The organism is Balneolaceae bacterium, assembly GCA_034521495.1.
Taxonomy (GTDB): Bacteria; Bacteroidota; Rhodothermia; order Balneolales; family Balneolaceae; genus Rhodohalobacter.
Genome location: JAXHMK010000004.1, coordinates 177,344 through 199,732 on the forward strand (window position 1 = coordinate 177,344; position 22,389 = coordinate 199,732).

Below are 22,389 nucleotides of genomic sequence, written 5' to 3' on the forward strand. Positions count from 1 at the left end.
TATCAAATGCTAAAAACAACGTATCAGTATTCATGCTGTAGCGTATTGTCCTCCCCATTCAGATATGTTTTAGGAGGCTTTGAAATACCCATCTGTCGGTTGTTTTTACCGGCTGATGGGTGTCCCCAACCCGTCAGCCCGCACATACAGCGTGCAGACGGGCAGTAATGCAAAGCCCTCTTTTATTTGGACAGATCACTTGAATGATAGGTTGTCGTGTTATTCCAAACCCTTCACTATAATCAGGGCTTCTTCAAAAAATCGAAGAGTTTTTAAATGCCACAGCTTTAAAAGTATCCTCTTCATCTAATGTCACCCCGGTAAATGTATATCTGCCCTGCAACCGTAGTTGATCGAGGTAGTGAGACAGGTATTTATATCTATTGGAGTGATTCATTTTTTTTCTTAGAAACAAGTTTAGCCTCCCTGACTGCGTTACGAAGATGGATCTTCGAAACGAGCAAAAATGAGGGAATTGGAGTTAATTTAAAAGATTGAATATCGCCTTTCGCTAAAGCATTATAGTGACAGTAAGATGGACCTTCGTAACTTGTGTTAAGTCAAATATGAAATGTATGAAGCAACCTGTCAGCACCCACTGGATCTGACAGCGTTGATTTCTTGACGCTGACAGAAACCCGGAAAAGCACCGGGAATGCTGTCAGGTCTATATCCGACAAATGAGAATTGACATGACATTAGCAGATCATCATCACAGAAGGCTTTGCAAAACTATGACCGTCATCCTGAACTTGATTCAGGATCTCCTGATACTGGCTATAAAGACGAATGGAGAATCTGAATCGAGTTCAGATTGACCAATAACCACGGTTTTGCAAAGCCCTCTGTTCATGTAAGCTTCCTGCATTTAATGATGTCATTATAATCCCTAAAAATAAATTAACAGCTTCTTATCAGAGTATTTACAAACCACACATACCGCCGGAACAGCAACCTCCAGTAGTAGGTGGCGTGGAAGATTCACTTTTTGAATCAGTGAGGGCGATTCCGCTAAACACCTGCGTAAACTCTTTTGATGAGCAGTTCTCACATTGCAGTGATGATACCATTTCCTGCTTTTTATCGTACGATGAGCGGAACTCGATGATCTCTCCACAATCGACACACTTATATTCGTATAAAGGCATGATGCTGAAATTTTTTGTTGAAAATTAACTTTTTGATCCGAATTAAATCAAACAGAAAGAAATCAGCCTGTAATTCGGAGTGTTTTGTCTAAATATAGAAAATTTTTTAATGAGTGTCTTTTTCAGCTATTCAGAAATAAATCAAGGGAAAGAAGAATTGTGATTGGAAATCACTATCATTAATCGTATTTTTACGATTAAATAAAAGGCTTGCTAATCCGAATAAAAAAATAGCATGAGATCCGAAATTAAGATTGGATGTTTTAAACCATCACAGACAGATAAAACATGACAACTCAGACAGACACGAAAACAATTTTAGAAGTTTATGATCCGGCAATGTGTTGCAGTACCGGCGTCTGCAGCCCGAATGTAGACGACGAAATTGTCAGTTTTGCAAATGATGTAAAATGGTTAAAGACGCAGGGGGTAGAAGTAAAACGTTATAACTTGGGACAGGAGCCGGAAGCGTTTTAAAATGAATCCACAGGTTCTCTCAAGGCTGCAAAAGAAAGGCACTGAATGTTTGCCACTCATTTTAGTAAATGTAGATGTGGTATCAGAGGGCGGCCACCCCGGAAGGATTACAATTCTGAAAATTTTAATGGAGCGAGATTCTTGTTTCTGCGGTGATATTGCTGATGTTCTTCCTCTGGCACAATCTACTATATCACAACACTTGAAAGCTCTGAAAGAAGTCGAATTAATCTCAAGAACTGTAGATAGCGTTCGTACCTGTTACTGTCTTAATCCGGATGCAATTAGTGAACTAAATAATATATTATTAATCCTCTAAACTTGTTAAAACCTGCTGCTGACTTATGAAAATCGCCCTTTTTAGTGATATACATGCAAATATTGATGCCCTTAAACCAGTACTTAATGATATCTATAACCGTAAACCTGATGCCGTGTATTGCCTTGGGGATCTTGTTGGATATGCGCCCTATCCAAATGAAGTGATTGAAACCATCAGAGAAAAAGGAATTCCGGTCATTGCAGGAAATTATGACCAGGGTGTCGGATTGAAAAGTGATGACTGCGGCTGCGCTTACAAAAATGAAGAAGATGAAGCCAGGGGTGTTGAATCCATCACCTACACCAATAAGATTATCTCTGAAGAGAATCGAAAGTATTTACGGTCACTTCCCGCACATCTCAGAGTTGAGTTTGGGGTGAATACGGATCCTTATCATCTGCTGCTTGTACATGGAAGCCCCAGGAAAATTAATGAATATCTTTTCGAAGACCGACCCGATAAAAGCATGATCCGAATGATGGAGAAAGCAAACGCTCATCTCATGGCGTTTGGCCACACCCACAAACCTTATCACAAAAGATTGGAAGACAGCGACGGGAACTTTCGCCATGCGATTAATATCGGATCCGTGGGAAAACCGAAGGATGGCGATCCGCGTGCCTGTTATGTGACGCTGGAGTGGGAAGATGACCTGGATTTGTCCCGCCCTAATGGACTAAACGTTGAATTTATTCGTGTGGAATATGATGTTGAAAAAGCAGCAAAAGCAGTTGAAGAGAGTCCGCTCCCCAATCCGTTCGCTGACATGCTCCGTAATGGAGGTTGATTTTTATTGAAATATGCGGAAAAAGGTGCACTCGTTTTATCAAATAAATTTAAGAAGCTGAATTTGAAACCAAAGAACATACGGAATAAAACTACACTGATTACACACCAGGGTGTAATACCTTCATTAAAACTTTCAAAGATCAATAAAAACAGTCCTATGAGTAATATCAAACCTTTTTCGACAAAAAACCTTTACGCTTACTCAGCGGTATTTATCTCGATGACCATCTTAAGTCTCCTGCTTTGGAGCCTCTATCTGATGATGAAGTACGGCGGATTTGAACTTCAATACTTCTCCACATATAGCATGGAACTTGTCTTCAGCTTTATAATGGTGATGAGCGGAATGATGATCATGTTTGTTGCTTCTCTGTTGAATTTGAGAAAAATGAGATCGGGCTGGGAGAAAATGGCGAAAGGAGAACAGGATGTAGATATCCCGAATGTTTGGTGCCCGGTTTTGACAACCGCCAAGCAGGCTGCAGAAGAGTTCACAAAAAACAAGATAGACCCAACAAGAATAGAAACTAAAAAATAAAAGATTATGAACAATCAACTATTTTACGACATGTGGAAGATGGGACGAACCCGTTTAACCAATCAGCTGGAAAGCATGAAAAAAGAGGACTTACTGAAACGAGTTCACAGCGATAGCAACAGCGTGGGCTGGCTGATGCGCCACATCGCAGAAGTGGAATTGTTATTTGCCAAGAATGTCTTCGGACGAGAGCTGAAATTAAAAGCTCAAACCATCGGCTCCATCGCCAAAGACCACGGACAGTTTGATGAGCTTGAACCTCTGCTGGAGCTCATAGAAAGAGCGGGAGATGAACTGGGTGCAGCCATTCAGGAGATTGAGGATTGGGAAGGCGAAGTTACTACGGCTGAATTTGGCACTGTCACCCGTGCGGAAGCTCTTGGCAGAATAACAACACATACCGCCTATCACGCTGGACAGGCTGCGCTGGCAAAGAAATACGGGGAATAATTAAATTCCAGAATTCCCCGAGTCCAGCATTATGCTAGTCAGATGTATATAAAAACAGTAACTAATCTGAAAAAGGCTGGGCCATCCGAATAAAAAAATAGCAGGAGATCCGAAATTAAGGTTGGATGTTCAAAACATTAATCGTAATTTTACGATGAATAAAATAACCACTCACAAATAGGTATAAAATGACTACTCAGACAGACACAAAAACAATTTTAGAAGTTTATGATCCGGCAATGTGTTGCAGTACCGGCGTCTGCGGTCCCGATGTAGACGACGAAATTGTCGATTTTGCAAATGATGTAAAATGGTTAAAGACACAAGGAGTAGAGGTAAAACGCTACAATTTGGGTCAGGAGCCGGAAGCGTTTAAGATGAATCCACAGGTTCTCTCAAGACTGCAAAAGGAAGGCACTGAATGTTTGCCACTCATTTTAGTGAATGGAGATGTAGTTGCAGAGGGCGGCTATCCGGATCGATCTCAACTCGAAAAAATGCTGGAAATTAATTCAAACACAAAAAAATCAACTGCTGAAGGTAAACAGATGGATCAATCACAAAATGTCATGACAGAACAAGTACAAGAGTTAGTTGCATTAGGTGCAGCTTTGGCATCAAATTGTGAATCTTGCCTTAAATTCCACTATAAAAAATCAAAAGAACTGGGATTGACGGAAGAGGATATTTCACAAGCATTGCAGATTGGTCAAAATGTAAAACAGGTTCCGGCAGGCAACATGATCAAGCTTGCAAACAAATTGTTGGGTGTAGAACAACAAGCTCCTGCAAACGGATGCGCTCCGGGCAGCGGATGTTGTTAGTGAAAATTCCCCTCTTGAGAGGGGAAAAGTGTAGACGAGCATGCGAAGCATATCGAGTCAAGCGAAGGGTGTGTTCTTTTGATTAACTCATTGCCCTGCTAAACACACCCCTGATGAAATCGCTAAACGCGTTTTCATCTGTCCCCTCTCAAGAGGGGATTTACTACCAAGAAATTTCAAGCCATTAGAACCAATACCATTATGAAGAACTTACCGCAAATCACACCTTATATCTTTTTCACCGGCAAAGGCGGAGTGGGGAAAACTTCTCTTGCCAGCGCAACGGCCGTTAAACTTGCCGATGAAGGCAAAAGCGTGCTGTTGATCAGTACCGACCCGGCCTCAAATTTAAAGGAGGTTCTTGAAACGGATGTGACGGAGAAAATCACTCCGATAAAGGGAATTGAAAACCTGCATGCGGTTAATATTGATCCGGAACTGTCGGCGGAGGAGTATAGAAATCGGGTAATCTCTCCCATGGAGGATATACTTCCTGACCATGAAATTGAAAAAATACGGGAAGAATTGTCCGGCGCATGTACTACGGAGATCGCTGCGTTTGACGAATTTGCACGATATGTAGCGGGCGATGAGGATGATCAGCCGTATGATGTGATCATTTTTGATACGGCGCCAACGGGTCACACGCTTCGTTTGCTGGAACTGCCCGCAGCGTGGAGCGATTTTATTGAGTCGAATCCTGATGGAGCTTCCTGTATTGGACCGTCATCTGCGTTGAAGACGAGCCAGGAGCGCTATCAAAAAGTAGTGGAACGCCTGCAGGATGAAGGATCAACGACCATCTATCTTGTGAGCCGCCCGGATGGTTCCGCACTTCGTGAGGCCAACCGATCGGGTATGGAGCTGGATGAAATGGGGCTCTCAAATCAGGTACTGTTGATCAATGGATATTTTGAGCCGATTGACGAAACCGATTCATTTGCCATCAAGATGAAAGAGAGAGCGGATGAGACTTTGGAAAATATGCCCGAACGCCTCAAAAAAATGGAGCAGATGGTATTTCCGCTAAGGCCGTATAATTTACTGGGACTTGATCGCTTGCGGACTGTTTTTGAATCGCTTGATAAGGAAGCAATCAAGAGGGATAGCACGTCTATTTTAACGGAAGATCATGAAAGTGAGCTGCCTGATATAGATGCACTGGTTGATGATATCTCTTCCGAAAAAGAGCACGGACTGGTTATGACTATGGGGAAAGGCGGTGTGGGTAAAACCACGATCGCAGCAGCAGTTGCCTTTAAACTGGCCGAGCGTGGATATCCCGTTCACCTGACCACCACAGATCCTGCAGCCCATTTGATGGATCATATCGGAGAGATGACAATACCCGAAAATATGACGGTGGATCGCATCGATCCGGATGAAGAGAAGCAAAACTACATTGAAAAAGTGTTAAAACAGCGCGGAAAGAATAAAACCGATGAAGAGCTGAAGCTGCTGCGGGAAGATCTGGAATCTCCCTGTACGGAAGAGGTTGCAGTTTTCCAGGCGTTTTCGAAAGCGATCCATGAGGCCAAACGGAAGTTTGTGGTGATGGATACGGCGCCGACCGGACACACCCTGCTGCTGCTCGATACAACGGGAAGCTATCACAAAGAGATTCTCAGAAACACACAGATGGATAAAGACAAGCTTAAAACTCCATACATGTATCTGCAGGATCCGGATTACTCCAAACTGCTAATCGTTGCTCTGCCGGAAACCACTCCGATTACGGAAGCGGCAAAGCTTCAGGATGATTTGAGAAGATCCAATATTGAACCCTACGCGTGGATTGCCAATCAAAGTATGTCGGCAACCAATATTTCAGATCCTCTGCTCAAGCAGCGGGCAGCTGAAGAGGTTCCGCTATTGGATGAAATCGATAAAAAACATGCAAAAAAACTCTACGCGATTCCATGGGTTGCAGAGGAACCGGTTTTGAAAACACTTGTATCAAAACAGAAAAAGGATGTTACGGCCTGAAAAAGAAAGAGTACAAATAAACCTCAGTTCAATTCTTAATCTTTAATGAAATGCTCCAAAAGTCCCCTTTTTACGAAGGAGGAGAGCATCTTTTATCATAATTTTAAAATCGAACTAAGGTTTATAACATAAATCTAAATCAATATTTGGAGACATAAAATGAAATTAAAACACGCTCTAATAGCTCTCGACTTGTCAAAATCCAGTAAAGATCTGGTGTACTGTATGGGTGATCTTAAACCGCTTGGGATTGAAAAAATCACCTTGGTTACGGCCGTTTCAAAACCGTATCCCGGCGGGCCTGAAAAATTTGATACGTCATCCTTTGAAGCCAAGCTGGAATCCTATTCACAAGACTTGCGCGATCAGGGGTTTGATACAGATTGGGAATTAAAAATAGAATCGAATATCTACGCTCCGGTTACCATTCTGAAAACAGCAAAAGATCTTCAAGCTGATCTGCTAATTTTGGGACACCGAGGCCATAATCGTTTTTCTGAACTTTTTCTCGGAAGTGTAGCAACAGAAGTTATTCAAAGAGCGATTTTACCGGTTCTTCTGCTCAGAATATCAGATGATCCCGACAAGAATAATGTTTCCATCTGCAAAAACATGACTCACAACATGTTACTGGCTACTGATTTCTCAGAAAACGCCGACAGGGCAATGGAAGTGTTTGAAAATGAAAAGTTGAGCCAATCCAAAGTCACGATCTTTCACGTTCAACCTACTTCAACCAATGATACTTCTGCGTTAATGGAAGATCGTGAAAACAAATTAAAAGAAATGGGGCTGAAGCATGTCCGGTCGGATACAAAAAGAGGTAACGTTGGACTGACAATAACAGAATATGCCGATGAAAATGATATCTCCATGATTATTATGGGGTCCCAGGGTAAAAATTTTGTGGAAAACCTGTTTGTTGGAAGTAACAGTATGCGTGTTGCCCGTCACACGTCAAAACCACTATTATTGATTCCGGCTGACCGCTAATCATTTTTTTTAATAAAAAATATCATCTAACACATAATTAAATAGAAGAATAGTGTCTGAAGAAAAAAAATCGATCGACTTTTTTGAAAAGTACCTTACCGTTTGGGTTTTAATCTGTATTGCAGTTGGAATTGGCCTCGGATATCTCGCCGGGGATTCCATTGAGGTGCTTAGCGACTTTAACCTTTACAATGTAAACATTCCCATCACGATACTGATCTGGGCTATGATCTACCCGATGATGCTGCAAATTGACTTTGATTCATTGAAAGATGTGGGTAAAGCTCCGAAAGGTGTTGTCTGGACTGTTATTATAAACTGGGCGATTAAGCCGTTCACAATGGCTTTCTTTGCGTGGATCTTCTTTTATCACATCTACGGCGCGTGGATTGATCCATCCATGGCGCAGGAATACATCGCCGGAGCTATTTTATTGGGAGCCGCACCCTGTACGGCCATGGTTTTTGTGTGGTCGTATCTGTCTGATGGCGACCCTACGTATACGCTGGTACAGGTTTCCGTAAATGATCTTTTAATCCTGATTCTCTTCATCCCGATCGTAGCTTTTTTATTGGGGATTACAGATATCACCATTCCCTACAATACACTGGTAACATCTATTGTGGCATTTGTGGTTATTCCATTGGTTGCGGGTTATTTCACACATAAGATACTCGTGAATAAAAAAGGAATGGAGTGGTATACCATACGATTTCTGCCAAAATTTAAGCCGGTATCGATAAGTGCTCTTCTGTTGACGTTGATTCTTTTGTTCGCCTACCAGGGAGACCGGATTTTAAATGACCCTGTAGTCATCCTGCTCATCGCCGTTCCGCTGATTATCCAAACCTATTTCATTTTCTTCATAGCATGGTACGGTGGAAAATGGCTAAACCTGAACTACCAAACCTGTGCACCGGGTGCAATGATTGGAGCCAGTAACTTTTTCGAGCTGGCGGTTGCCGTGGCGATCATGCTGTTCGGCATTCAATCGGGTGCCGCGTTGGTTACGGTTGTCGGTGTACTAATCGAAGTACCGATCATGCTGTCGCTGGTTAAGTTTGCCAACAGTCAAAGAGCGAGCTACAAAACGAGTGTTGAAAGAAAAGAAGAGAAAGAAAAAGTAATGGAATAACTCATATTTCCTACAACGAAAAATATTGTCTCGCCAAAGTGATGGTGAAATGATGCTTCCCAACTGTACAAAAAGTAAGAAGCAGTAAATGCACATTGAAAAGAGAATAAAAGTGCGGTTTATTAAATCGTAAAATTACGATTAATGTGACACTTATGGGCATTACTAAAGCAAAATTATTTAAATCCTCGCAAAAGCGATCCGCTGAGTTGATGAAAGCTCTCGGACATCCAGCGCGTGTTGCCATTATAGAACTGCTCGCAGATCGGGAAACTTGTATTTGTGGAGATATAGCAGAAGAGCTGCCGCTGGCCCAGTCAACCGTTTCGCAACATCTAAAAGCACTAAAAAAAGTTGGTATTATTACCGTTGAAATGGATGGTGTGCGAACTTGTTATTGTTTGAGTGAAAAGGGAATTCAGGAACTAAACGATCTATTGATTCCATTAATTAACGATGTAACAACCAAAAATAAGGAGAACTGCTGCTGATATGAGTACCAATAAATAAAGACAACTATCCCTGATCTGTAATGGGACATCCCATAGAAGACATTGAAACTACATCCAGCTAGTTTCCCTGCTGGCGTAAGCCTGGCGCTGATTATACCTGCAATGTCTTCTCTGACCAGTTTAATGTTGGAGAAAGGATAGGACTGGTGGCAGGCGGTTCCTTTTTGAGAGCAGTCCTGTATGCTGTGGATATACATCTGCCCTATTTTCCATTTATCATCGCCGTGTTAACGGTTTCGGTAGCTAAGGTCGCAAGGGTTATCAGGTGCAAACGCAACTTTAGATAGACATCTATTATAATATAAATCCAAGTAGGTCTCATCATGAAAAACGTAATTAAGACTATTCAACCGCTGTTGGAGTCGGCGGATATCCGGATTAACGGCTCCCGTCCGTGGGATATTCAAGTGTATGACGACCGGTTGTTTGAACGGGTTATTCGCAAGAGTTCCCTGGGATTGGGAGAAGCATACATGGACAAATGGTGGAATGCCGAAGCCCTCGACCGGTTTTTTTATAAAGTCTTGCAAGCGGGACTGGAGGAAAAAGTAATGTATAAACCGGTGGTCATCCTTGAATATTTAAAATCCCTGTTGACCAATCGTCAAAGTAAAAGAAAAGCGTTTGAAATCGGCGACTACCATTACAATATAGGGAATAGCCTGTACCGGACTATGCTCGACAAGCGCATGGTTTACACCTGCGGGTACTGGCAGGAAGCCGATACGCTGGATGAAGCCCAGGAAGACAAGCTGGAGCTGGTATGCCGAAAAATAGGCCTGCAGGAAGGCCAGCGCGTGCTTGATATCGGCTGCGGCTGGGGCAGTTTTGCCAAATATGCCGCTGAAAATTATGGGGCCGAGGTGGTGGGCATCACGGTATCCGATGAGCAGGTGCAACTGGGCCGGGAACAATGCAAGGGCCTGCCGGTGGAGATCCGGCTGCAGGATTACCGCGAAATTAATGAGCCGTTTGATCATATTGTCTCGTTGGGCATGATCGAGCATGTGGGGAGTAAAAATTATCGGACCTTAATGCAGGTGGTACACCGATGTTTAAAAGACGAAGGCGTCTTCCTGCTGCATACCATCGGCAGCAACAGGTCGGTACACACCACTGACCCGTGGATCGAAAAATACATCTTTCCAAATTCCCACCTGCCTTCCATCCGGCAACTGGCCCTGGCTTCCGAGGGACTGTTCGTGATGGAAGACTGGCAGAACTTCGGGCCCTATTATGACAAAACCCTGATGGCCTGGCATCAAAATTTTGAAGACCATTGGGATGAATTGAAATCGAACTATTCCGAGCGGTTCTACCGCATGTGGAAGTATTACCTGCTCAGTTGCGCAGGCAGTTTCCGGGCGCGGAAGAACCAGCTCTGGCAGATTGTTTTTTCGAAGCAGGGTATACCCGGTGGTTTTATTCCACCCCGCTATCGCAGGGAAGAGTAATAGCCGGGCACTACAGCCATACCGGTCAACCCGCCATGCCGATTCTTTTTATATTTGGGTGTCTGCTGCTTAAACGCATTTACAACTACCGAGATGAGACCCTGGCCAAAGCCCGGGTAATGAATCGCTATATACGGCAAAGCCATCCCTGCAGTGCAGTACTTTTGCGGGGAGGCCTATTTCCAGCATACGGTTTCGGCGAAGGGCAGGCACCGAGCCCATTATTGGACACCTGAAAACCGACCGCCGCATGAGACAGAACTACCTGCACGGGGAGGAATCGTCCCAAATCAACGCCTATTTGGCTGCAGCCGGATGGAATTTAAAGAAATGGATGGAACAGTGGATCAGAGATGGAAAAAAATTACTGTGTTTTATGTGGTTGTATCTTGTTGGTAAATCTTACCACAACCCAATTTTTAGTTCTTTAGGATCGACTATATATTGGAGTGATTCATTTTAATTTTCAACTGCATAACCCGACGAAATTCATCTGGTTATGCAGTTAATAACTTTTTTTTCTTAGAAACAAGTTTAGCCTGCCTGCATTACGAAGATGGACCTTCGGAACGAGCAGATCATCACAAGACATTTGGCGGCAACTCGAAAATAATGATTGACAAAGGGAATAAGACCCTGTACTTTAATCGTATAATTACGATATACGATTATGGCACTTACGAAAGCATCTTTATTCAAAGAAAATCACATTCAAACGGCGGAACTTGCAAAGGCTTTATCACACCCGGCAAGATTAGCTATTTTGGAAATTTTGAGCCGGCAAGAGAGCTGTATTTGCGGGGATATAACCAGCGAATTGCCGCTGGCTCAATCTACCGTCTCACAGCACCTGAAAGTGTTGAAGTCGGCCGGGCTCATAAAAGGGGATGTGGAAGGAACAAGTACCTGCTATTGTATCAACCCAACTACATTGAATGAACTGAAGGAGCTAATGGATGATTGGTTTGAAGCATTTACTCCTGATCATTTATACTGTTGTTAAAACCCAATACGAACCATGGAGAGAACTATGAAAAAGAAAGCCATTTTAGCCACCGATCTTTCCGAAACCGCAGATCTGCTGCTCGACTGCACCGATCAGTATAAGGCGCTGGGAATCGAATCCATAACGCTGTTTCACGCACTTGGAATCAGCTATACGAATTTTGCCGGTTATACCTTTATGGATAACACGAAGAAGAAGCTGAACGAGCTTAAAGAGCAGTTCGAGGAGAAAGGCTTCAAAACGGAGATTGTTCTAAAAGAAGGACAACCCGCCCGGGAGCTGGTTCAGTTTGCCAAAAAAGATCCGGAAACGCTGATCATTATTGGAACCAAAGGCATGGGATTTGCCAAAGGAGTTCTGATCGGCAGTACGGCCGACCAGGTGTTGCGATTTGGGGAAAATCCCCTTCTGCTCATTCAACTTCTCGATAAACTTGAAGAAAACAACGATCCGGCAAAATGTGAATTTTACTGCCATGATATAAATCGAAACGTATTGTTTGCAACCGATTTTTCGGAGCCGTCTGAACAAGCCTTTTATCATTTCAAAAAGCAGGTAGCTCCACAGGCCGAACACATTTTGTTGATGCATGTGCAAAACTGGGAAGCGATGAAGCATCGTGATGAAAAAGAGATTCAAAAATTCAATGACATTGACCAATCCAGGCTCGAACGCCTGAAAGAAGACCTGCAAAAAGTTACAGAAGCTGCCATTGATATAAACATCACCACCGGAGTCCCCTCCCAGGAGATCATCAAAACCATGAAGGAGCATTCTGTATCGCTGGTGGTGATGGGGGCCCAGGGACGAAATTTTATATCCGACCATATTTTAGGAAGCACTGTCCGACGAGTCATCGAAGGCGGAAAAATCAACACATTGGTAATCCCTTCAACCAAATAGATAATTATGTACAATAAACTCTGGAAGATGGGGCGAACCCGCCTGACCAATCAGCTTGATTCCATTGAAGAATCAGACCTTACCAAAAGGCTGCACCCTGATGCGGCATCAATCGGATGGCTCCTGCGTCACATCGCGGAAGTGGAGCTGTTGTTTGCCAAGAACGTTTTTGAAAGAGAACTGAATGTAAAAGCACAAACGATTGGCTCTATCGCGAAAGACCGGGGACAGTTTAACGAACTCAAACCTCTGCTCGACCTGATTGAAAAAGCCGGAGAGGAACTGGGGCTGGCGATCAGTGATATTGACGATTGGGAAGAAAAGGTATCCACCGCAGAGTTTGGTACTGTTACAAAAGCGGAGGCCCTTGGCCGCATTACAACTCATACCGCATACCATGCCGGCCAGATTGGCCTCGCTCTGAAATACGGTGAATAAATAGTATCTCTATGAATTTTCTTACAAACAATGAACTACCTCGGGGCAGAACCCGGGAGGTATCCACTTGAAACCTATAATTTATTCGATAAAGTATGCGGATATTGGTGAGTGTCCCCCTTCGAAGGGGGCAATGGGGGATGATCAATCTCCCCTCGAGGGGAGTACGGCTTTAGCCGGGAGGGGTGTAATGCTTCAGAACCAAGATATGGTCAATTCAGAACTTCAAAAGTCATCCCCCGGCTCAATTTAGATTAAATAATTGTTCTACTGCCAAAAAAATTTAAGTGAAATCAAAAAAACAAGTCAGAAAAGATGAATACACAAACGGATATACAAACAAAAATTGAAGTGTACGATCCCCCAATGTGTTGCAGCACCGGCGTGTGCGGACCAGAAGTGGATCAAAAACTGGTGGATTTTAATAACGACCTGAAATGGCTGAAAAGTCAGGGTGTGGACGTACAGCGCTACAACCTGGGCCAGGAACCCGAAGCGTTTAAAAGCAACCCGGAAGTTATTACGCGCATTCAAAACACGGGAACTGAGATTCTGCCGATTATAGTTGTAAATGGAAAGCTGAAAATGGAAGGAGATTATCCTGCCCGTACGATGCTGAAAGAGATGTGTGAACTGGATGAAAAATCGGCAAATAAAGAAGTGGCAGATGAAACACCGGAATCCATCTATAATGCACAAATTAATGAACTGGTAGCGATAGCGGCTTCGCTGGCATCGAATTGCGAATCGTGCCTGAAATATCACTACAAAGAGGCCGAAAAACTGGGTATTGCCAAAGAAGACATTGCCCGAACCTTGCAGATGGCACAGCAGGTAAAAGAAAATCCAACTTCCAATATGGTACAACTGGCCAATAAATTGCTGGGCGTACAGCCTCAACCATCCAACGGCTGCGCTCCCGGAAGCGGATGCTGCTAAATTTATAGCTCACGAAATAAAAAACTTTTAAAAATCATCAAGAAGAATCATCTATTATGTTATCTAAAATTACCCCATATATATTTTTTACCGGAAAAGGCGGCGTAGGTAAAACAACGCTTGCATGCGCCACAGCTGTTAAACTTGCGGATGAAGGAAATCGCGTGCTGCTGATCAGTACCGATCCGGCTTCGAACCTGGGCGATGTGCTGCAAAGCGAAGTAAACGACAAGGTTCAGCCCGTTGAAGGAGTCAGCGGCCTCGAGGCGATCAATATTGACCCGGAGATTGCGGCCGAAGAGTATCGAAATCGCACACTGGAACCGCTTGAAGATATTCTCGGAGCCGATCAGCTCAAGAAAATACGCGAAGAACTTTCCGGGGCATGCACCACCGAGATCGCTGCCTTCGATGAATTTTCCCGGTTTGTAGCCGGCGAGCATGAGGGCGAGGACTATGACATTGTGGTGTTTGATACCGCCCCCACAGGACACACGCTTCGTTTGCTGGAACTGCCGGCGGCGTGGAGCAGCTTTATCGACAAAAATCCGGATGGTGCATCTTGTCTCGGTCCGACCTCATCCGCTCAAAAGCAGCAAAGAGCTGTATGAAGAAGTGGTAAGCCGGCTTCGTGATGAGGATGCCACCACGGTTTACCTGGTAAGCCGTCCCGAATCTTCTGCTTTAAAAGAAGCCGCCAGATCGAGCCGGGAACTGGACGATCTTGGCCTTTCCAGTCAGTTGTTGTTGATCAACGGGTATTTTGAACCGCTGGATGCCGGTGATGATGTGGCTTTAGAAATGAAGAAAACCGCCGATCAGGCCATTGAACAGATGCCGGAGAGTATTCAACACCTGGACCGGGAGATTTTTCCGCTTCGTCCGTATAATATTCTCGGTATCGACAAACTTCGAAAGGTGTTTGAACCGCTGGAGAAAGAGGAGATCATGGCCAATCATACCGCTGACCTGGAGAAAGAACCGCTTGCTTCACTCCCCGACCTGGACAACCTGATTGGCGACCTCACCCGGCAAGATCACGGATTGATTATGACGATGGGTAAAGGCGGGGTCGGAAAAACGAGTGTAGCTGTTGCCGTGGCCCTGAAACTGGCCGATAAGGGATATCCGGTTCATCTCACCACTACCGATCCGGCTGCTCATCTCACCGATCAGTTGGGAGTAATGGACACCAATGATAATCTCACCGTAGATCGCATTGATCCCAAACAGGAGACACAAAATTACATCGAAAAAGTGATGCGGCAGAAAGGCAAAAATATGGATGAAGAGGGACGCAAGCTGCTCCGGGAAGACCTGGAATCCCCCTGTACCGAAGAGGTCGCTGTTTTTCATGCATTCTCCAAGGCCATCCAAAAAGCGAAACGCCAGTTTGTGGTCGTTGATACGGCACCGACGGGGCATACGCTTCTTCTGCTTGATACGGCCGGCAGCTATCACCGGGAGATCCTGCGCAACACCAATATGGATAAAAGCAACTTAAAAACACCCTACATGTATCTGCAGGATCCCGAACACTCCCGTCTGCTGCTTGTAACGCTTCCAGAAACCACGCCGGTGAACGAAGCGGCACAGCTTCAGGAAGATTTACGCCGGGCTGATATTGAGCCGTATGGATGGATCGTCAATCAAAGCCTTTCTGCAACGGAGGTAAGTGATCCCCTGCTGGTACAGCGGGCGAAAGAGGAATTGCCTATTTTGGAAACCATTCAAAATGAGAAGGCCAAGCGCCTCTACTCCATTCCCTGGATTCATGGTGAATCGGTAGCACATCGCATGGCCTTTACCAATAAAAAAGAGTTAGCTTAAATCAGAATTTATAGTTCATAACAAAAAATAAAAACATGAGCAGTAACGAAAAGAAAATGGATTTTTTTGAGCGATACCTGACGGTGTGGGTATTGCTTTGTATCGCTATCGGGATTGGAGTGGGCTACCTGTTTGGCGACAGCATTGAAGTGTTGAGTAAGTGGGAAATTTACCGGGTCAATATTCCGGTCGCTATTTTGATCTGGATGATGATCTATCCCATGATGCTCCAGATCGATTTCGGATCCCTCAAAGAGATCGGTAAATCGCCCAAAGGCGTGGTTTGGACCGTGATTATTAACTGGGCCATTAAGCCCTTCACCATGGCCTTTTTTGCGTGGATCTTTTTCGACCAGTTGTATTCGGCATGGTTAAGCCCGGAACTGGCCGACCAATATATCGCCGGGGCTATTTTACTGGGAGCGGCACCCTGTACGGCGATGGTTTTTGTGTGGTCCTATTTATCGGATGGAGATCCCAATTATACGCTCGTGCAGGTTTCGGTGAACGACCTCCTGATATTAATTCTGTTCATCCCCATCGTAGGATTGTTGCTCGGTATTACCGATATCACCATTCCGTATGGCACGCTGGTCGCTTCCGTGCTGGTATTTGTGGTGGTTCCGCTGGTTGCCGGATATTTAACCCACAATATTCTCATCAACAAACGAGGAGAAGAGTGGTATCTCAACCGTTTTCTGCCCAAGTTTAAACCGGTATCTGTTTCGGCTCTGCTGATTACCCTTATTCTGTTATTTGCCTACCAGGGAGATAAGATCATTGACCAACCTTCAGCTATCTTTTTCATCGCGATTCCGCTTATCATTCAAACCTATTTTATCTTTGCGATAGCGTGGTATGGTGGCAAATGGTTATTAAAGCTACCGTATCAGGTATGCGCTCCCGGGGCAATGATTGGTGCCAGTAACTTTTTTGAACTGGCCGTTGCTGTGGCCATTGCCCTTTTTGGACTGCAATCGGGAGCAGCGCTTGTAACCGTGGTTGGTGTGTTAATTGAAGTACCGGTGATGCTTTCGTTGGTACGATTTGCGAATAAAAGCCGTGTAAATTATTAGATAGCTTTTCAGAACCAGCCGATTGTTTTTTTCAAGATCTTTAAATGAAACCTGCTAACTGACTGAAAAATAGATGCATTTGTTGTGCTTAAATAGAGAATGAGAACGAAGCTAAAAGTAATACATCGCTCTTAGTGAACTTATCACAGGGCTGGTATCGGTTAGATCGCCTGGTCTGTCGGTTACATCTACAAATATCACATTCAGCATAAACCGCAAATTGGCTGCAGCGTAGTGGTTTAATGCAACTGTAATATTGCGTTGTTTACCTCCGATGTAGTTTGAATCATTCAAATCCATGTAACTGAGACGTGCACCAATCTCCCATGCGCCTGTTTGATTGTCGAGCTTCACTCCATCAAAAGTACCGTCCGAATACGTTCGTTTTCCGCCGAAAATGTAACTGCTTTGCAGATGCCATCCTCCAAATGTCGGATTTCCAGCCGATTTCAAATCCACATTAACTTGCAAATATTCGGCTGCAAGCGAAAAGGAACCCAGAAGATAAGCCGCCTCCAGCCCCTTTTTTAAAGTACTGTTTAGATTGGGGTTTTCAATAGCCAGGCTGATTAACGCTTTGCCGCCTTTGCTGTCGCGCGCTTCCGGGCGGTCACTAAATTTTATGGACCTGTTATCTTTCAGATCCTCATAGACAACAGAACCGCCCAAATGAACTGTTCCGCCTGCAAGTTTGGGAGTATAAATTCCCCGCAGAGCAATGCCAAGCGGCATATCCCCTTCTATACTGCTCTTTTCACCGAGAGCACGACCAAAAATCATGCTCTTCATACCTCCATGACTGCCGGAATATTCATATGCAATGCCCATCCGCCAGGCATCGGTTATGATATTGCTGTTTGCGGCACGTTCAATAAACGTGATGTTGTTTGAGCTTGTCAACTCATTGAGACCTTGCGGAACTTTGAACTGTCCAAGCCAAAGACGGCCGCCGTGATTAAACGACCGTCGAAGTCGAAAATCATTTGGGCTTACATCGCCCTCGGCAAAATCCACCTCAATTCGGCCGTCCCATTTTTCCAGCAAACTGCCGTTAACTCCTATGCGTGCACGCCGGTTGTTAAACCCATTGCTGAATTCATCCGTATCATCCAAACCCCAAAATGCGTCCATGTGCAGGCGTCCCCTGAGTTCAAAGTCCTGAGCATTCAATACAGGTGTCAAAATTAATAAAGAAAAAAATGTCAATAGTGCACATACACAGAGTACTTTTCTTTTCATCTGATCTAATTTTTAATAACGGCTTTTTTAAAAAATATCCTGAATAAACTCACTAATAAGTGAGTAAAAAATGATTCAAATATTCCTGACTATAGCTGATAAACAGACTTATCGGCCTACAAGCATTTCGGAATGGGTTTTCAATTTTCTGCCGGCCAACGCTTCCTGTACGTTAAATATATGATCACCAATTTTTTCGAGACGGGTAATGTAATCGAGGAAAATAACACCGGCTTGAGACGTATAAACACCCTGTTCCAGGCGCCGATAGTGAGCATCCTTCATCTTATCACGCGTATCATTGATCTCGTTTTCCAGCTCAACCGCCGCTTCAAGATCTACATTTAGCTCGCCGTTTACATTCTCCATATTTTCGCGCATCAGCTTTACTGCTTTTAGAACCACATCAAGGTAATCACTTACTTCCATCACGGCATCTTTTGGCAGTGCCACCTCAAGCTCCATCATATCCTCAAACGTTTTGGACATTTGATAATACAGATCGCCAATTCTCTCCAAATCGTTAACCATACTGTGCATAGCCCGGACTTTTCGGGTAGCATCATCAGAAAGATTTGCACTGGATATCTTGGTCAGATAGTCCGAAACCTCAAGTTCAATGTTATCGGTAATCTGCTCGCGTTTTGCAATCTTTTCCAGAAATTTCTCCTGCTTTTTCTGTTTTCTGAAAAAGAGTCCGGAGAAGCTATAGTGCATTTTTTCAACCAGTTTTCCAAAGAGCTCTATCTCTTTATGGGCCTGTGCAATAGAAAGTTCGGGTGAAGACATTAACCCCGAAGAGATATATTGCAGGCGGAACGCCTTGTCGGATTTGTCTTTATCTTTTTGGACGCGTTCTACAAAGCGCACAATAGCGGGAACAAAACCGATCAACAGCAATAACATTTAAAATATTGAAGGTGGTGTGAAATAACGACAAACCCAGAGTTGCTGAAGCTCTGGCCTCTTGCGAATTTCCAAAAATTGAGCCCGAAGCCGGATCAAAATAGAGCATGGCTGCATCAATTCCCTGCAGAAACGGATTGATCAGAAAGAGCATCCATAAAACCCCTATAATGTTGAATATAAAATGAAATCTCGCTGCCCGTTTTGCATGCACATTTCCAACAATCGCGGCAATATTTGCTGTTACTGTTGTTCCTATATTTTCCCCAAGAATCATAGCGGCGGCGATTGGAAAATTGATCCACCCTTCAAAGAGCATTACAAGCGTAATAGTGGTTGCTGCAGAAGATGATTGGGTCAATAGTGTAAGAGCTGTTCCAATAAACACAAAAAGTATAATCGATAATACTCCAAATTCAGTGAATGAGTCAAGAGCGGCAAACATTTCGGGATTGTCCTGGATATTGGGAACGGCATTTTTGATAAACTCCAGCCCAATAAAAAGTATCCCGAAACCAATCATGGATTCAGCCAGGTTTCGAAGTTTTTCCTTACCAAAAAACAAAAATGGAAAGAAAACGCCAATCAGGCTTACAGCTATGGGGGTAATCTGCATTTTGAATCCAAAAACAGAAACCATCCATGCTGTTACAGTGGTGCCTATATTGGCCCCCATAATCACACCGGTGGACTCCACAAGAGTGAGCAATCCTGCATTTACAAAACTAACCACCATTACGGTAGTTGTTGTAGAAGACTGGGTGATTGTTGTTGCACCAAATCCTGTTAAGAGGCCTCTGAACCGGCTGGTAGTCATTCCCTTAAGAATGGATCGAAGACGGGAACCTGCAACTTTCTGTAATCCTTCGCTAAAGACTTTCATTCCATAAATGAAAATCCCGAGAGCTCCAATAAGTTGTAGAAAATCAAAAAAAGAGTAGGTCATATAACGACTATCACAAACAAAAAATCAAAACGGCATCACAATATCAGTAATATTTTTGCAACTGTAAATGCACGTTTGCCTCTGAACAGATTTTTCAAGCCGCCAGGTATTTATACCTAAATTTGTTTACCGGTAAAGGCATTATAAGAAGGCTTTGCAAAACTCTGACCGTCATCCTGAACCTGTCTGCCGAAGCTTAGCGCAGGCAGGCTTGATTCAGGATCTCCAGATACTGGCAATAAAGACGAATGGAGAATTTCAATCGAGTTCAGATTGACCAATTACCACGGTTTTGCAAAGCCCTCTATAATTGATTTTTCATTCCTTTTCCCAAATCATGACCGTACGGTTTCCGTGCGAATCGACGGAGCCGCGAAACATCCCGGCGGTATTCATTTTCATTGATATATTTCCTTCATAATCCACCCCGATAAACCCTGCATCACCGGGATTGAGTCGTTCGGTCAACAGAAATTCCATCGCCTTATCGAGGCTTGTATCATTAAATTCCATATAATTCGCAATGGTATTTGCAGATACATTTCGCATGATCTGCTCGCCCCAGCCGGTTGCCGAAATAGCCGCCACATGATTGGCAAATGTCCCGGAGCCAATAATCGGTACATCTCCCACACGCCCGAACTGTTTATTGGTCATGCCCCCGGTTGATGTTGCCGCTGCGAGTTTTCCATCCATATCTAATGCAACTGCTCCAACGGTTCCATATTTAAACTCATCGGGAATAGCCTTTTCTTTTCTGATATTTGATTGCTCTTGAGCTCTTTGCCATTGCTCGTAGCGGCGTTGGGTATCATAATAGTGGTTCTCAACTCGTTCCACTCCGGTTTGGTCAGCAAACTCTTCAGCCCCTTCACCCGAAAAGAAGATATGCCGGGAGTTGGTCATCACTTTGCGAGCAAGTGATATTGGATTTTTTATTGTGGTAACGCCCGTAATTGCACCGGCGGCCAGTGTGCTCCCATCCATAATGGCTGCATCCAATTCATGGTTTCCCTCGCTTGTGTACACCGCACCTCTTCCTGCGTTGAACAGCGGATTATCTTCCAGAACTCTCACTGTCAACTCAACGGCATCCAGTGCAGAGCCACCCTCACTCAACACCTTTTCACCAACAGATAGTGCCTCCTCCAATCCATCATAATACAGTTGTTTGATTGAATCGGGCATCTCTTTTGAAATGACACCCGCACCACCGTGCAAAGCCAGCGACCATTTCGTTTCTTGAGCAATTGTGGTTTGATTCAGTCCGCTAAAAAGAAGCATAACTACTGCACACAAAAATAGAATCGTTCTCATTTTATTTGATCCGGTTTGAGGAAAATTGATAGTTGAAAATAGACGAAGATCCATAGAAAAGAAAAACCCGGCTCTTTTTCTGAACCGGGTTTAGAAAGTATTTACACTGGCATTATTCAAATAGCGCAAGCGTCTCGCTTGTGCTCAAGCCATTGTAAAGGGCACAAGTGTGGACACTTGCGCCATCCCGAGTATTTATCCATTGACTTTATTCAAGATGGCGCAAACGTCCTCGTTTGTGCCCCTGCGTTGCTGGAATGTTAGAATGGTCACGAGCGGGTCAACTACGCTAAAGCTTTATACCTATTTAGCGGTTCAAATTAAATAACTTTATTTCTTTAGCTGATCCAAATCACTCTTGGACTATCTATTTGCTATTCTACTCTTTCTTCTTCGGCCGGAACGACTCAAGAAAGTCCATCGGCAGCGGCAGGAATGCAAATGTGGCATTTTCTTCGCTGATTTCATTCATCGTCTGCAGGAAGCGCAAGCTGAAGAGCCGTTGGTGTTTTCTCAATCATTTCACCGGCCTCAACCAGTTTCGTGGCAGCTTCAAATTCACCTTGTGCATTAATCACTTTCGCACGCCGGTCACGTTCTGATTCAGCCTGCCGTGCCATCGCTCGTTTCATGCTTTCAGGCAGAATTACATCCCGCACCTCAACAGAAACCACTTTCACTCCCCATGGGTCTGTTTGCTTGTCAATAATGTCCTGGATTTTTTTATTGATTTTTTCCCGTTCGGCAAGAATTTCATCCAGTTCAAACTGACCAATTACACTTCGCAGTGTTGTTTGTGCCAGCATGGAGGTAGCCGCTATATATCGTTCTACCTGGATCACCGCTTTTTCGGCATCCACAACGCGGAAGAATGTAATAGCATCCACGTTTACCGTAACATTATCTTTGGTAATTGCTTCCTGCTTGTCCACATTGATTGTTAAGACCCGCAGGTCTACTCTTTCTATCTTATCAATAAAGGGAATCAGTATGATGAATCCCGGTCCTTTTGTGCTTTGATATTTACCAAGCCGGAAGATTACTCCGCGTTCATATTCCCTCAAAATTTTGAACATTTGGGGAAGAAACACCGAGAGGAAAATCACAATGGTGATTACCCAGACTAATGTATTGGTAAGAGATTCCATATTAAGCTCCTTT

At 44.0% G+C, this 22,389-nt stretch carries 26 protein-coding genes; 19 read left to right on the forward strand and 7 right to left on the reverse strand.

Annotated features, from left to right (window positions below; genetic code table 11):
• Positions 1-253: 253 nt before the first annotated feature.
• Positions 254-397, reverse strand: a complete 144-nt coding sequence (locus U5K72_01660) for a hypothetical protein (protein ID MDZ7717508.1) — start codon at positions 395-397, stop codon at positions 254-256.
• Positions 398-1,436: 1,039 nt separating this feature from the next.
• Between U5K72_01660 and U5K72_01665 the strand changes: the two genes are divergently transcribed.
• The 11 genes from U5K72_01665 to cfa all read left to right on the forward strand — a co-directional run bounded on the left by U5K72_01665 (position 1,437) and on the right by cfa (position 10,628).
• A complete protein-coding gene (locus U5K72_01665) occupies positions 1,437-1,625 on the forward strand; it encodes an arsenic metallochaperone ArsD family protein (protein ID MDZ7717509.1) in 189 nt (62 codons plus the stop codon).
• Between the two features lies 1 nt (position 1,626).
• Positions 1,627-1,944 carry a metalloregulator ArsR/SmtB family transcription factor gene (locus U5K72_01670; GenBank protein ID MDZ7717510.1) on the forward strand — a complete coding sequence of 106 codons (318 nt, stop codon included), beginning with the start codon at positions 1,627-1,629 and terminating at the stop codon, positions 1,942-1,944.
• Between the two features lie 25 nt (positions 1,945-1,969).
• Complete coding sequence (locus tag U5K72_01675; protein MDZ7717511.1) at positions 1,970-2,734, forward strand: metallophosphoesterase family protein; 765 nt, start codon at positions 1,970-1,972, stop codon at positions 2,732-2,734.
• 159 nt (positions 2,735-2,893) lie between these two features.
• Positions 2,894-3,274: a hypothetical protein gene (locus tag U5K72_01680; protein ID MDZ7717512.1), complete on the forward strand. Its 381-nt coding sequence runs from the start codon at positions 2,894-2,896 to the stop codon at positions 3,272-3,274.
• 6 nt (positions 3,275-3,280) lie between these two features.
• Positions 3,281-3,724 carry a DinB family protein gene (locus U5K72_01685; protein ID MDZ7717513.1) on the forward strand — a complete coding sequence of 148 codons (444 nt, stop codon included), beginning with the start codon at positions 3,281-3,283 and terminating at the stop codon, positions 3,722-3,724.
• 188 nt (positions 3,725-3,912) lie between these two features.
• Positions 3,913-4,548, forward strand: a complete 636-nt coding sequence (arsD, locus tag U5K72_01690; protein MDZ7717514.1) for an arsenite efflux transporter metallochaperone ArsD — start codon at positions 3,913-3,915, stop codon at positions 4,546-4,548.
• 201 nt (positions 4,549-4,749) lie between these two features.
• A complete protein-coding gene (arsA, locus tag U5K72_01695) occupies positions 4,750-6,534 on the forward strand; it encodes an arsenical pump-driving ATPase (protein ID MDZ7717515.1) in 1,785 nt (594 codons plus the stop codon).
• A gap of 159 nt (positions 6,535-6,693) precedes the next feature.
• Positions 6,694-7,527: a universal stress protein gene (locus tag U5K72_01700; GenBank protein ID MDZ7717516.1), complete on the forward strand. Its 834-nt coding sequence runs from the start codon at positions 6,694-6,696 to the stop codon at positions 7,525-7,527.
• A gap of 52 nt (positions 7,528-7,579) precedes the next feature.
• A complete protein-coding gene (arsB, locus tag U5K72_01705; protein MDZ7717517.1) occupies positions 7,580-8,662 on the forward strand; it encodes an ACR3 family arsenite efflux transporter in 1,083 nt (360 codons plus the stop codon).
• Positions 8,663-8,817: 155 nt separating this feature from the next.
• Positions 8,818-9,153 carry a metalloregulator ArsR/SmtB family transcription factor gene (locus U5K72_01710; protein ID MDZ7717518.1) on the forward strand — a complete coding sequence of 112 codons (336 nt, stop codon included), beginning with the start codon at positions 8,818-8,820 and terminating at the stop codon, positions 9,151-9,153.
• Positions 9,154-9,497: 344 nt separating this feature from the next.
• A complete protein-coding gene (gene cfa / locus U5K72_01715) occupies positions 9,498-10,628 on the forward strand; it encodes a cyclopropane fatty acyl phospholipid synthase (protein ID MDZ7717519.1) in 1,131 nt (376 codons plus the stop codon).
• Here cfa and U5K72_01720 read toward each other — a convergent pair.
• Entirely contained in the window at positions 10,610-10,774 is a 165-nt protein-coding gene (locus U5K72_01720) for a hypothetical protein (GenBank protein ID MDZ7717520.1), read from the reverse strand. The two genes, cfa and U5K72_01720, sit on opposite strands and share 19 nt — an antisense overlap.
• A 41-nt stretch (positions 10,775-10,815) precedes the next feature.
• Between U5K72_01720 and U5K72_01725 the strand changes: the two genes are divergently transcribed.
• From U5K72_01725 to arsB (U5K72_01760), 8 genes are all read left to right on the forward strand, one after another.
• Positions 10,816-11,091 (forward strand): transposase, encoded by a 276-nt coding sequence (locus U5K72_01725; protein MDZ7717521.1) that lies wholly within the window; start codon positions 10,816-10,818, stop codon positions 11,089-11,091.
• Positions 11,092-11,298: 207 nt separating this feature from the next.
• Entirely contained in the window at positions 11,299-11,631 is a 333-nt protein-coding gene (locus U5K72_01730) for a metalloregulator ArsR/SmtB family transcription factor (GenBank protein MDZ7717522.1), read from the forward strand.
• A gap of 27 nt (positions 11,632-11,658) precedes the next feature.
• The gene (locus U5K72_01735) at positions 11,659-12,537 is read left to right on the forward strand and encodes a universal stress protein (GenBank protein MDZ7717523.1); all 879 of its coding nucleotides are present in this window, start codon (positions 11,659-11,661) and stop codon (positions 12,535-12,537) included.
• 6 nt (positions 12,538-12,543) lie between these two features.
• A complete protein-coding gene (locus tag U5K72_01740; GenBank protein MDZ7717524.1) occupies positions 12,544-12,975 on the forward strand; it encodes a DinB family protein in 432 nt (143 codons plus the stop codon).
• A 315-nt stretch (positions 12,976-13,290) separates the two neighbouring features.
• Positions 13,291-13,914 (forward strand): arsenite efflux transporter metallochaperone ArsD, encoded by a 624-nt coding sequence (gene arsD / locus U5K72_01745; protein MDZ7717525.1) that lies wholly within the window; start codon positions 13,291-13,293, stop codon positions 13,912-13,914.
• A 56-nt stretch (positions 13,915-13,970) separates the two neighbouring features.
• Positions 13,971-14,525 (forward strand): TRC40/GET3/ArsA family transport-energizing ATPase, encoded by a 555-nt coding sequence (locus U5K72_01750; GenBank protein MDZ7717526.1) that lies wholly within the window; start codon positions 13,971-13,973, stop codon positions 14,523-14,525.
• Complete coding sequence (locus U5K72_01755; GenBank protein MDZ7717527.1) at positions 14,467-15,744, forward strand: ArsA-related P-loop ATPase; 1,278 nt, start codon at positions 14,467-14,469, stop codon at positions 15,742-15,744. The genes U5K72_01750 and U5K72_01755 overlap by 59 nt, the downstream gene beginning before the upstream one ends.
• Before the next feature lie 35 nt (positions 15,745-15,779).
• Positions 15,780-16,820, forward strand: a complete 1,041-nt coding sequence (gene arsB, locus U5K72_01760) for an ACR3 family arsenite efflux transporter (GenBank protein MDZ7717528.1) — start codon at positions 15,780-15,782, stop codon at positions 16,818-16,820.
• Positions 16,821-16,931: 111 nt separating this feature from the next.
• Here the strand turns inward: arsB (U5K72_01760) and U5K72_01765 are convergent, their stop codons facing one another.
• The 5 genes from U5K72_01765 to U5K72_01785 all read right to left on the reverse strand — a co-directional run bounded on the left by U5K72_01765 (position 16,932) and on the right by U5K72_01785 (position 22,376).
• Positions 16,932-18,059 carry a porin gene (locus U5K72_01765; GenBank protein ID MDZ7717529.1) on the reverse strand — a complete coding sequence of 376 codons (1,128 nt, stop codon included), beginning with the start codon at positions 18,057-18,059 and terminating at the stop codon, positions 16,932-16,934.
• A gap of 108 nt (positions 18,060-18,167) precedes the next feature.
• The gene (locus U5K72_01770) at positions 18,168-18,848 is read right to left on the reverse strand and encodes a PhoU domain-containing protein (GenBank protein ID MDZ7717530.1); all 681 of its coding nucleotides are present in this window, start codon (positions 18,846-18,848) and stop codon (positions 18,168-18,170) included.
• Between the two features lie 49 nt (positions 18,849-18,897).
• The gene (locus U5K72_01775; protein MDZ7717531.1) at positions 18,898-19,911 is read right to left on the reverse strand and encodes a Na/Pi symporter; all 1,014 of its coding nucleotides are present in this window, start codon (positions 19,909-19,911) and stop codon (positions 18,898-18,900) included.
• A 318-nt stretch (positions 19,912-20,229) separates the two neighbouring features.
• On the reverse strand, positions 20,230-21,228 hold the full coding sequence (locus U5K72_01780; protein MDZ7717532.1) for an isoaspartyl peptidase/L-asparaginase: 999 nt from the start codon (positions 21,226-21,228) through the stop codon (positions 20,230-20,232).
• A 464-nt stretch (positions 21,229-21,692) separates the two neighbouring features.
• Complete coding sequence (locus tag U5K72_01785) at positions 21,693-22,376, reverse strand: slipin family protein (GenBank protein ID MDZ7717533.1); 684 nt, start codon at positions 22,374-22,376, stop codon at positions 21,693-21,695.
• Positions 22,377-22,389 lie beyond the last annotated feature (13 nt).